Here is a 12,191-nt window from a genome sequence, read left to right on the forward strand (position 1 = left end):
CTCCGGCATCAATGACGGAGCGGCCGGCGCGCTGCTGATGAGCGAAGCGGAGGCCGCAAGGCGCGGCATCACCCCGCTGGCGCGCATCGCGTCCTGGGCAACCGCCGGCGTCGATCCGGCGATCATGGGCACCGGCCCGATTCCCGGCCTCGCGCAAGGCTTTGGAGAAGGCCGGCTGGTCGGTCAAGGATCTCGACCTCGTCGAGGCCAACGAGGCCTTCGCCGCACAAGCCTGCGCCGTCAACAAGGGCATGGGCTGGGATACCTCCATCGTCAACGTCAATGGCGGGGCGATTGCCATCGGTCATCCGATCGGCGCGTCGGGGGCGCGTGTCTTCAACACGCTGGTCTTCGAGATGCGCCGCCGCGGCGCCAAGAAAGGCCTCGCCACGCTATGCATCGGCGGCGGCATGGGTGTCGCCCTGTGCGTGGAAGCAATGGACTGAGTCATTTCGCTTTGTGCGTAGCTAACGGGCTTCGGACGCGGCCGAACAATGGGAGCCGTATGACGCGAGAGTGTCCCGTACGGTTCTGCGAGAGCGCGGGGGTGCGATCCCCCGCGCCACTGCCGATTTCCAAACGCAGCGTTCGTGTCGACGGGCGGTGCAGACAGGCCGCCATGTCCGGTCGTCCCAAGACCGCGACCTATAGCGGCGCGCCCCGCTGGTATCCTCCCAGCCGGCAGGGCGCTCTGGGCTGTTTGTCGGCTCTTTGCTCCTGTGCTTTGCCGAGCAAGCGCCGGAATTCTGCGCAGTTAAGGCCGGAATGCGGCGTTCCTGCGCCTTCGACGAGAAATCGACGCTCCCCGCCGGTTCAACGCTGCTAGATTTAACTCCAAGAAAACCAGTGGTTACGCGGGAACGGCGCACATGCGCCCCGCTAGCCGCCTCTTTTAACCGAATAGGAGCTTGGACGTTGACTGACCTCACCTCAGAAATTAAGCGGCACTCCGGCGAGGAACCTATTAGCATGGGCAACAATCAGGTCGAGGAATGGCTTGCAGCATTCGAAGCGGCTCTCAATACAGGGCGCGTCGAGGCGGCAGTGTCGATGTTCTCGGCCGAGGAGTGCTACTGGCGGGATCTGGTCGCATTCACCTGGACGATTGCGACAATGGACGGCCGATCCGCCATTGCAAAGATGCTGCATGAACAGCTCGACCAAGTCGGCAGCATCTCGATAGTGCGTGAGGGAGAATCGAAGACTGAGGGGGGGCGACTCGAGAGCGCGTTTGATTTTGAGACAGCGACCGCACGAGGCAAGGGCTATATCCGGCTCCGTGAAGGCAAGTGCTGGACGCTCCTCACGTCAATGACCGAACTGAAGGGCTTTGAAGAGCCGTCCGGGCCGCGTCGTCCGGCCGGAGCTGAGCATACGGCCAGTAAGGAAAGGCTGACCTGGCTTGAGCAGCGCCAGCGGGAGGAGCGAACACTCGGCACCGAGGTCCAGCCCTATTGCCTCGTTGTAGGTGGGGGGCAGGGAGGGTTGGCACTAGGGGCCAGGCTGAAGATGCTCGGTATTCCCACTTTGATTGTTGATGCGCTGCCGAGGCCGGGCGATGCCTGGCGGCAGCGCTACAAGTCTCTCAATCTGCATGATCCAGTCTGGTCAAACCATCTTCCGTACATTCCGTTCCCGAGCCATTGGCCGATTTACATGTCGAAAGACAAGATTGCCGACTGGCTGGAAATGTATGCGAAAGTTATGGAACTTAACATATGGTGCTCTACAACCGTTCGCAGTGCGCACTTTGACGACAAGAACAAGGAATGGATTGTCAACGTTGAGCGCGAAGGCAGCATAGAGATCTTAAGGCCAAAGCAACTCGTCATCGCCACTGGCCTCTCCGGAAAGCCCAAGACTCCGATGTTGCCGGGGGCTGAATTGTTCGCAGGCGTGCAATATCATTCTAGCGAGCACCGGGACGGAGCAACGCTGGCCGGTAAACGCGTTGTCGTACTGGGCTCTAACAACTCCGCGCATGACATATGCGTTGATCTGTGGGCGGCAAATGCCGATGTAACTATGGTCCAGCGCTCGTCGACCAGCGTCCTCAGGATCCCCCAAAACCCTCAGAGCCCTGATCTCAGCACTGAGCGTCGTGACCTGATGTCGGCCTCGATGCCATTCCGGGCCAGGGAAAGCATTGACAGAGCAGACTGCGACAAGGACCAACGGGAGAACGCGACGTTTTATGCGCAGCTGCGATCTGCAGGATTTCTTCTCGATTTCGGCGAGGACAATACCGGCGTGAACGGAAAATATTTTCGACGTGCTTCCGGATATTACCTCGACGTCGGCGCCTCGGACTTGATCATCAATGGCCAGATCAAAGTGAGGAGCGGGACCACTATCCAGGAAATCAAGGAGAGGTCGGTGGTCCTCAGCAATGGGTTAGAACTTGATGCAGATGCCATCATCTACGCCACCGGCTTTGAACCAATGGAAAGCTGGATTGGTACGCTGATCTCCAAGGATTGTGAGCGCCGCGTGGGCCATTGCTGGGGGCTCGGATCCGATACAGCATTGGACCCGGGTCCCTGGGAAGGGGAGTTGAAGAACATGTGGAAACCGACTGCGCAGGAGGGTCTGTGGTTTCACGGCGGCAGCCTGTCGCAATCGCGTATCTACTCATTGCACCTCGCTCTTCAGATTAAGGCGCGGCTTGAGAATCTCTCGATATCGGTTCATCGGCCTGCGACGATCCACCGATCGCCGAGGGCACAATCCACACGATGACGCCGTTCAAATGCTCTCTTCAAGGCGCCGGCTAGATGCCGGCGCCGACGAGTTCGCCGGCACGTTGATGCTGTGAGTTCGCATTCGTCAACAAAGGCGATGGCAGCCAAGCATATGAGCAGCAGGATGGGGTATACAGTCCATCGCACGGGCGCAGGATCCCGGATCTAGAAAGCCGCGATGCAGTGATTGAGCTTGAGGAAACTTCGCCGTCACGCCGGACCCGAGCAGACCACCCATACACTCGCCGTCCGCGTTGCCGAATGCCGAGGCTATGGCAACACAATCGCCCGCCGCGCCAACGATGTTTGATATGAGACGGCCGGCACATACTCCTTCACGCCGCAACATGCGAGGAACGATCAATGCCCGTGCTGGGGCGAAATCGCCGCGCCTTGGCGGCCAATCGGGTTCTATTTCATGGACCGCAGACTGAGCCGATGGCCTGGGCCAGAGCGTCCCTGGAAATGTTGAGCAGGCGCGACAAAGACGAATCGCCGGTCGTATAACGGGACGCGCCTCGAAGAACTAGAGGGCTGCCAAGGCGAGGATTTTTGATCCTTGCGGGGTCGACCAGAACTGGCAAATCGCATCGCTCGATTCAATCCGGCGACCTTCATGACAGTTCCGCCCTCGAGAAGTACCGCTGACGTACGAGCATCCGAGAGGATGGCGAACGAACAAGGGATCGCGGCGCCGGGGTGACCTATCACCCAAGTTTGTCGGCATTCCGAGAGGGCAGAGACCGTTGTGCATGGCTCGTAGTAAGGTCGGAACCAGACGCCCACCTGTCAAGCACGACAAGCGCTCGGGGCCTTCCCGAAAAGTTCGCGGAAGCTCTTAGAGAAGTGGGACGATGAGATGAAGCCGCATGCGACTGCAATTTCCAGAAAAGGCATGTTCGTTTGCTCGATCAGGCGCTTGGCCCATTCGAGCCTCATGCGCCGATAGTACCGCATCGGTGGACAGGATACATACTGCACGAATAGCCGCTCAATCTGACGCGGCGAAAGTCCGACGCATTTCGCTATGTCGCGCATGGAAAGCGGGTCTTCGACGTGCTGCTCCATCAGTCGAACGACCTCAGCCAGTCTCTTGCTCAGACCAGCATATTTAGCGCCGATGGAGGATTGCTTTTCGGACCCGGAGCGCCATTGGCCCGCGCCTGTGTGCTCGAAAACGGCCGCTGCGCTTTCCTTGCCAAGATTGTGGTGGATCAGCTCCAAGGCCAGATCGAAAGACGCAAGCTCACCAGCGCAGGTCACAATGTCTCCATCCCATACGAATAATGAGTCGGTGACATGAAGGCGGTCAAAGGTTTCGCACAGTGCTGGCAGCTTTTCCCAATGAATCGTGCAGGAAGTGCCGTTCAGAATGCCACTCTTGGCGAGGAGCCAAGTGGCCGTTCCCAGCGCTGCAATGGGAATTCTGTGCCCTCGGCATAGGTGTAGGATATTCGTCAGCGATGCCAGTGGGTGGCTTTCCACGCCTGCACCGGCGCACACCACTACGGCGCTCGGCCTGTCGCTTCGCTGCAGGTCTGACGCGACTTCGGCGAACGACTTGTTAGGACACACAGATATTCCGCTGGCGCATACAACCGGCCGGCCGTCCGAACTCGCCACGATCCATTCAAAGAAAGCGCGACATGAGACCGAGTTCGCGACCCTCAGCGGCTCAACGAAGGATGATAAAGTCAACTGCGAAAACCCGGGAACGAGCAGGATGACCATGCGATAAGCAGCCAAATCGTGGCGCGAAGTAAAGGCGCCTCCTGTGCTGTGCCGCTCTCCTGAACTCGGAGGAATGATTGGTGGAAAAAGAGCGTTCATTTGACATCTCTTGCGTTCGCGCTGGCGAACGTATTCCATCGGCGCGACACAAAAGAAGTCCGTGGTTGCATGCGGTCCTGCGACCCTGCGGAACAGTAACGACTCTCGTGTAATAGGCGAAACTTCTCCGGGCGGCGCGCTTTTATCGTCATATTGACCATCGATGCCCTGTTCATCCATGCCTGGTCAACAGAGTCCAGCCCGAGTTGGCCGAAGCTTAAGTGCGATATCTCGGTGGCTCAGGCGCGTCAGCTGATCCGTGATCAAAAGGCCGATAACGCCGTCCAATGATGATGTATTCTGAAGGACTTTGATTTGCATTGTGTTCTCTGAAGATCATTCAGTTCCTGCGAGCGCATGTGGTTGTGAACGCGACGCGCCCGCTCGGGGGAGTCAGCCGGTTCTGTTCCGTTGGCGATAAGTTTCGATCTCCTCTCTGCGCGTACGGAGAAAAGGGCTTCGGCGGGTGCGACGCTAGGTGAATCCAACTAGCCCGCGTCCGCGGCGTGATCTACATCGCCGAAGGTTTCGCAGCGTCTTCAATACTATTGGGACGAGAGTGCATTTCGTCGATTTGCGGCGAAGGAAGCAGACATTCTGCGTTTCGGAGGGCTAGCGCTTGACGCCCCTATGCCGGTCTCGATCTGGTCAATACCAGACGGTCACATAACGCGATATCGTGGACCCTTTAATGCAGCTAACGGCGCCATTCAGTTGCCTCGACCAGCAGATTCACGGGAACACGTCAACGTTGTACATCTCTTGCTCCAGAACTGCCCCCCACTTGGCATACGAAATGGCCCAACCGTCCGAGGGGCGGGTGATCGTGTCAAATGCAATCTGTGGATCGCATCTATCGTGAATCGAGATAGGATGCCCCTGGTTGCGCCAGCGAGCGGACCTGGAGACGGCGTTCGCTAAGGAATAGCGGGAGCCGCCAGACCGCTCGCATGAGGCAATCTCGCGCCTGAACTGTTGACTTAGCGCCTGCCTGCTCAGAATTCTGTAGCTGCAACCTACAAGCACGCCAGGAGACGGCATCAATATTGCGGTAACCTGGCAAACGGCTGCAGGCAGGGAGCCCCGGCCGGCCCGCCCTGAGAGAAAATCCGAGGGAGTTTTTATGCCGGTAGTTAAAGGACCGCAGGTTTTCCCGCGGTGGGAATATCTACGCAGGCTCACTGCGGCGAAGGCGAGGATGGCTGAGCGTGACATCGCCGCGCTTGTCATCACCGACAACGCACATGTGACATACCTGACGGGATCCGTCGCTCACTCTTATGATACGCGCGGCGTCGTCGTCCTTGCTTCGCGGGATGAGCCGATCTTTATCCTACGCTGGATGGACGTTGCCGCGGCCGTGCAGGAGACCTTCATGGAACGCGACAGCATCGTGGGCTACTCGGAAGAGTTGATGGGCGATCCGGACAAGAACGGTTACGACGCGGTCATTGATTTCCTTTTGGACCAGGGACTGGGGCAGAGCGGCATTGGGCTTGAGCTATGCAATCTGACGGTCGACTCGGTGGAAAAGTTCAAAAGCCGCCTGCCGCAGTCACGCATCGAGGATTTCTCGAACGTCGTCACCCGCATACGCACGCTCAAGTCCGATCTCGAGATTGCTGTCATGCGTGAGGCCGCCGCGATTTCCGACGCCGGTGTGCTTAGAGCTGCGGAAGTCATGCGCCCCGGCATGCGCGAGGCAGACGCCATCGCCGAAATTGTGGGAACGCTCGCCCGCGGAGCGAACGGCAAACCTGGAACTTGGATCGCAACTCCCTTCCTGTGCGCCACATCGCGCATAGGGAACCCGCACACCACTTGGAGCGAAGATACCCTGCGGGAGGGTTCCCAGGTCAATCTCGAGATCGCCGGCGTACGACATGATTACCACGTCCCGATCTGCAGGACCTATTCCCTCGGCGCACCGTCCGACCGCCTGCTGCGCATCCATGAAGCGCAGCTTGCCGGTCTCGAGGCGGGGCTGAATGTTATCCATGCGGGCGCCGTTAGCGGCGAAGTTGCCAAGATTATTCACAGCACGACCGAGAAGCACGGGTTCAAGAAGCAATCTCGGGCCGGATACTCCATCGGTATCAACTGGATGGAAAAGACGACCAGCCTTAAGCTGGGTGATACAACGGTCCTCGAGCCGAACATGACCTTCCACCTGCATCTCGGTTCCTGGGTCCAGGAAGATTTCGGCTACGTTCTTAGCGAAAGCATTCGCGTCACCGAATCCGGCGTCGAGGTTCTCACAAAGGCGCCGCGGCAACTCTTCACGTTGGGCTGAGCCTCGTCACCGGACGTGCGAGGGTAATGGAAACAATATGAATACAATAATGTGCCGGTGAACGAAGGGCTAATGGGCGTAATCTGCATTTCCGCTGCCACAGGGGGCTTTTTCTCCCTGCCATGGCGACCGCCCGTGTAGCATTGTTTTCTCACAGGGTCCGAGCACGGCACCAAACCCTTCGGCGCCAGGAGCTTAGGGCACCGTGGCCGCGGATGCTCCCTCAATCGTCCTGGCAGGGCCAGGCGCAGAGCGTCGTTTCGCGGATTTGTTTCAACCCTGCAGAGATCAGGCCGTTTTGTCGCTGGCTGGCAATATGAGCTTATCGTATCCGTACTTGTTGACCGCCGCCAGCATCTCATCGGATCCGATATAACCCTTCATCCGTCGCGCGCGGATCGGACTTGTTCTCGCCTACCGACGGTTCCCTGCCGCGCCCGGTTGATAGCCAGGCCCGGTACATGGACTCCCCGTCCCGGCGACACTTCTGTGAATGTGTGATCTCCCGACCTTTTTCAGCAATGCCAGACAACGGCCAATTTTCGAACTCGCGCGCTATCAAGGTCAGCGCTCAACCACGCGCTTATCGCAGCCAAGAGATGGGCGAGTCAGGAGGGTGAGCATAGAGGAGTGTGGAATTTGCCCGTCGCTACAATTTGCTGCCGGATCCGATCGGCGATCAAATCGTATTTTGAACGTCCCAGCCGGGAGTTGGGTCCAAATACAGTAACACTTGCCACCGGCTCCCCGACGTTGTTAAGTGCTGCCACGCTGATTGCGGTCGCGTCCTTCAACAATTGGCCCTTTACCACCGAGAAGCCCCGGCGACGGGCGGCAACAATATCGCGCCAGATGCGATCAGGCGTCGTCCACCGGATATTGGCCAAGTGAGGCAAATTACGCTCGTAGAGGCTGCGTGCCTCCGCATCTGAAATAGCGGTCAAAAGGGCGATGGAACCGGCGCCAACGCCAATCGGCCGACGGCACCCGATCGCTGGGCTTGTAATGCGCCCCAGTTCTGTGCCTTCGACCTTGTCTATTAGCACATGATCGTCGCCTGCCGGAACGATCGAATGAACGTCCTCCCCACAGTCCTGCGCTAACGCCACGAGAACCTGATGCAACTGATCTTTGATCGTCATGCGATGGGCCGACTCGGCGAAGAGCAGCATCTCAAGGCCAAGCTTATAGAGCTTCGTGTTGGGATCGAACGAAATCATCCGCTCGTCTTGGAGTGCCGAAAGCAGCCTGTGCGTCGTCGTTGTGTGCATGTGGGTCGAGCTTGCAAGCTCCGTCAGCCGCATGCCCCTGTCGTCATGCGCGGCAACCGTGCGCAACAAGAGAAGCGCCCGCCGCAGGCTCTTTGATCCTTCCGCGGCCCGATCTGAATTGCGGCCTGTCTTGGGTGTTGAGGTCGTCCGCGCCAGCGCACGGGGCTCGCCATTCATTTCACCGGTTACGGTTCTCACCTTCGCTTCTCCGATAGGGCTGACTCCGAATATTATCACAGGCGGAAAACACAACTAAACACTTTTCTCACTATTGAAGCGAAGCCCATTCACTACACGACGTGCAAACGCCGATTTTTAGTTTTGAATGAGCGCGCGGCCATTGTCGATAGTAATAACGTTCCGCTCCAGCGCGCGCACCCGGAACGCTATAACGTTTGTATGCCGCCACATTTCGGTCCGCAGAGTCTCTCCGGGAAAAGCAGGCTTCGAGAAGCGGCAGTCAAGCTCCATGAGATTTTCCACCCGGCTGTTCAGGAATGTGCGGATTACAGCCCATCCCGCAATACCATAGGTACAGAGCCCGTGCAAAATCGGCCGACCGAAGCCCGCTTTAAGTGCCACCTCAGGATCGCTGTGCAGAGGATTGTGATCGCCCAGCTGCCGGTAAATCAGGGCAGCTTGGGGAACGGTGGCATGGTCATAGAATGCTTCCGCTGGCCCGCTTGGCACGGCATGGGGCGCTGGAGGTGGTTTTGTATCCCCGCCGCAGCCTCCGTCGCCCCTTGCGAAAGTTATGCTGCGTGACAGGCAATAGCGCTCTCCCGAGTGGGCGTCGAACAGCTCATGATCCCATCTGATCAAGGCGCCTCGTCCAGCGCCCTTGTCCCATACACCTGTAACTGTGGCGCGACCGACAACTTCGCCGGCAAGGGGTAGCGGCCGATCGAACACGCAACGCTGTTCGCCTTGCACTACCTTGACGCGATCAATTTCGCCAGCCTCGAACAGCTCATCCAGCGGTGGCCTGGCCAGCACCGTGGCGAATGTCGGCAGTGGATGTTCCAGCCTGCTCTCGGTCACGAAACGCAGCTCATTCGCATCGAGCGGGTGTCCTCCTAAGCCGATGCCGAGGGCATACAGAATCGCGTCGCGGCTCTCGTATTCCTGCCTAATGTCTCCGAATTCCCAGCAGCGTACAATGTCGCTCTTCACGTGTAGTGACTCCCTGTCTGTCCTCAGGCCGCTATTTCGGCCGTGGCACCGGAACGCCTCGCCTCAGCTTCATAACACGTTTCCCGTATATCGAAAGCCTTTTACCGTATAGTGGAAATCTGCTAGATAGGCAGCTAACCGCCGCTATAGCCTTACCCCTTGACTACAACAGCTGAGGGGGACCGGTGGAGGATGCCATTGTGGTAGCTGCTGGCGACGCTCAACGTGAGGACATGACCGGCATGCAGCCCCGAGATCCACATAACCCAGGTGCGCCGCTCATCCCGCGAGTGGGCTGGGACATGTCGCCTTGGAACCGTTGGACCTTCCAGCACGTGCGCGAAATGACGACAACTGCCCCGATATGGCGCGGTTCTGGGCCCGTGCGGCCACTGCCCGAGTCGCTTCAGTCGCTGGGGGAGCTTGTGGTCAGTTTCCCCGATGGTAAGCGCTCGGTGGCCGACTTTCTTGAGCGGAATTTTACAGACGGGCTCTTGGTGTTGCATCGAGGTCGGATCGTCCTTGAGTATTACAATGATTGCCTGGGCCCGCAAAACCAGCATCTCGTGATGTCGGCGACAAAGTCGTTCACCGGGACGCTCACCGGAATGCTGATGAATAAAGGGCTGCTGGATGTCCGCAAGCCAGTCACGCACTATCTGCCGGAACTCGCTTCGACAGCGTATCGGGGAGCAACGGTGCAGCAGGTTCTCGACATGTCAAGCGGTGTGATTTTCGACGAATCGCTGAACGAAGGCTCACACATGCAGAAGGGCCTATACGCTGGTTGGTACCGCCAGCCTGTGCCGGGCTGGCCGCGAACATATTGGGAGCTGATCCTCTCGCTTGATGAAGCAGAGCGGTCACACGGTGCCCTGTTTAATTATCGCTCGATCGAATCCTGCGTACTGGGCTTCGTTTTGCAGCGGGTGTCCGGTATGTCATTGGCCGACCTGATGAGCTATGAGCTTTGGGGGCCTATGGGGGCCGAAGAGGACGCCTATATCGTTGTGGACGACGCCGGTTTCGCGATTGCTAGCGGCGGCTTGTGCGCAACGCTCCGCGACTTGGGGCGGTTTGCCCAACTGCTGGTTGAGGGGGGTGCTTGGGGTGGCCGACAGATCATTCCCTCCGGTTGGATAGAAGCGACTCGGAACGGTAGAGTCGAGCTCCCAGAAGAAATGCGCAAATTGCTGCCTAGCGGTGCCTACCATAACCAGTGGTGGATTGAGGACACCCGCCGTCGCACCATTTGGGCGCGCGGCCATGGCGGACAGACCCTGTATGTCGATCCCTGCGCTGAGTTTGCGGCAGTTAAGCTGTCCGCCTTTCCCGACGACGACACCGTCAATCAACGTTGGATTGACGATCGAGTTGCTCTGCTTGCGATCCGAGCTGCGCTGAGTAAACGCTGAGCCGCGGAATAGTTTTTAGCCTAGGTGCCTGGGATCACTTCACGGGACCAGAGGCTCGCCAGCCGCTCGTAGCCTATTTCGTTTGTTCGGAATCCATCGGGTGGGCGGCAGCGTACGGCCCTCAATCACAAGGGCTGACAATGCTGCTTGGCGTCAACGATAACTCTGCACGATTTTGTCATCTTCTGGTGGCGATTTTTCCCGCATATCGACATTTTAATTTTCACATAGCGGAAATATACTGGACAGGCGGCTAAGCACCGTTGTAGGCTCTCTCCATCAACTGCAGCAGGGAACGACCGTGGGGGAGGGCATTATGACAAGCAGTGGAGGGGGGGTGTTCATCGCCGGCGTTGCCGAAGCTCCCCTCGGCAAAGTCGCAGATCAGACCGAGCTCTCGATGATTGCCTTGGCATGCCGCGAAGCGCTCGACGAGGCGGGAATGACCCTGCGTGATGTCGATGGCCTGTTCGTTAGCGTGTCTGGAAGACAGCCGGTCGCGGAAGTCGCCGAGTATCTTGGTATTGAGCCCAGCTACGTCGATAGCACGGATATCGGCGGCGGTTCGTTCGAGGCCTATGTGCACCACGCCTTCGCCGCGGTCCGAGCCGGACGCTGTGAAGTGGCGTTGATTGCATATGCGTCCAGGCAGCGCAGCCTTCGCTCGCGCAGCGGCAACGTCGGACGCGATCGCTCGCTCAGCGGGCAATTCGAAGCCCCGTACGGACTGCCACGCCCCATCGGCAATTACGCATTGATTGCCGCGCGGCACATGCACCAGTATGGCACTACGGCAGAGCAGATGGCTGGCGTTGCCGTTGCCGCTCGGGCCTGGGCCGCCACGAACCCGAAGGCATGGGCTCGCACGCCCCTGACGAGGGGAGAGGTTATGGACTCACCCTACGTGGCGGAGCCTTTGCACGCGCTCGACTGCTGTCTGGTCACAGATGGCGGCGGTGCGGTCGTCGTAACGACTGCCGCACGGGCGCGCGATGCGCGCAAGTCTGCCGTACGAGTGCTGGGAATGGGTGAAAAGGTCACCCATTGGATGGTCAGTCAGATACCCGACCCGACAATCACGCCGGGCGTCGAGTCGGCCCGACACGCGTATGGAATGGCCGGTGTCGCGCCCGACGACATGGACTTGGTCCTCCTATACGACAACTTCACCATCGCGGTGATCATGCAACTGGAGGATCTTGGTTTTTGTAGAAAGGGGGAAGGAGGAGCGTTCGCAAGCCCCGAGCGGATTGGCCCCGGCGGTATGCTGCCGGTGAACCCAATGGGTGGGGGACTTTCGTACAACCACCCCGGGATGCTTGGTCTGCTGCTGATTGTCGAGGCGGTACGCCAGCTGCGCGGCGAAGCGGGAGTGCGCCAAGTCAGAGAACCCGAGCTTGCTGTGGTTCACGGTATCGGTGGAGCCTGCTTTGGTTCCGCGGCCACCCTCGTCCTTGGCTCAAACTGA

General features: G+C 58.8%; 7 protein-coding genes and 1 pseudogene. 5 read left to right on the top strand and 3 right to left on the bottom strand.

Translation table 11 applies throughout. The features are described from left to right. Together ACWGS8_RS33890 and ACWGS8_RS33895 are read left to right on the top strand one after the other, a co-directional pair. Nucleotides 1–446 (top strand): annotated as a pseudogene (locus ACWGS8_RS33890) (acetyl-CoA C-acetyltransferase); the annotation flags it as partial. A gap of 523 nt (nucleotides 447–969) precedes the next feature. Then, complete coding sequence (locus tag ACWGS8_RS33895; protein WP_454585021.1) at nucleotides 970–2,739, top strand: NAD(P)-binding domain-containing protein; 1,770 nt, start codon at nucleotides 970–972, stop codon at nucleotides 2,737–2,739. Nucleotides 2,740–3,530: 791 nt separating this feature from the next. Here ACWGS8_RS33895 and ACWGS8_RS33900 read toward each other — a convergent pair. Then, a complete protein-coding gene (locus ACWGS8_RS33900; protein WP_454585002.1) occupies nucleotides 3,531–4,751 on the bottom strand; it encodes a GlxA family transcriptional regulator in 1,221 nt (406 codons plus the stop codon). Nucleotides 4,752–5,694: 943 nt separating this feature from the next. Here ACWGS8_RS33900 and ACWGS8_RS33905 point away from each other — a divergent pair. Continuing rightward, complete coding sequence (locus ACWGS8_RS33905; protein WP_454585003.1) at nucleotides 5,695–6,864, top strand: M24 family metallopeptidase; 1,170 nt, start codon at nucleotides 5,695–5,697, stop codon at nucleotides 6,862–6,864. A 608-nt stretch (nucleotides 6,865–7,472) separates the two neighbouring features. Here the strand turns inward: ACWGS8_RS33905 and ACWGS8_RS33910 are convergent. Continuing rightward, nucleotides 7,473–8,333 carry an IclR family transcriptional regulator gene (locus ACWGS8_RS33910; RefSeq protein ID WP_454585004.1) on the bottom strand — a complete coding sequence of 287 codons (861 nt, stop codon included), beginning with the start codon at nucleotides 8,331–8,333 and terminating at the stop codon, nucleotides 7,473–7,475. Between the two features lie 117 nt (nucleotides 8,334–8,450). Further along, entirely contained in the window at nucleotides 8,451–9,308 is an 858-nt protein-coding gene (locus ACWGS8_RS33915; protein ID WP_454585005.1) for a MaoC/PaaZ C-terminal domain-containing protein, read from the bottom strand. Nucleotides 9,309–9,493: 185 nt separating this feature from the next. On the opposite strand from ACWGS8_RS33915, the gene ACWGS8_RS33920 reads away from it, so the two are divergent. Both ACWGS8_RS33920 and ACWGS8_RS33925 read left to right on the top strand, forming a co-directional pair. Beyond that, a complete protein-coding gene (locus ACWGS8_RS33920) occupies nucleotides 9,494–10,723 on the top strand; it encodes a serine hydrolase domain-containing protein (protein ID WP_454585006.1) in 1,230 nt (409 codons plus the stop codon). Nucleotides 10,724–11,060: 337 nt separating this feature from the next. Further along, entirely contained in the window at nucleotides 11,061–12,191 is a 1,131-nt protein-coding gene (locus tag ACWGS8_RS33925) for an acetyl-CoA acetyltransferase (protein ID WP_454585007.1), read from the top strand.

It is taken from the genome of Mesorhizobium sp. 43Arga, from assembly GCF_053714255.1.

Coding starts and splice junctions, on each gene's coding strand:
- ACWGS8_RS33895 (WP_454585021.1), top strand. CDS start 970: ATGGGCAACAATCAGGTCGAGGAATGGCTTGCAGCATTCGAAGCGGCT.
- ACWGS8_RS33900 (WP_454585002.1), bottom strand. CDS start 4,751: ATGGATGAACAGGGCATCGATGGTCAATATGACGATAAAAGCGCGCCG.
- ACWGS8_RS33905 (WP_454585003.1), top strand. CDS start 5,695: ATGCCGGTAGTTAAAGGACCGCAGGTTTTCCCGCGGTGGGAATATCTA.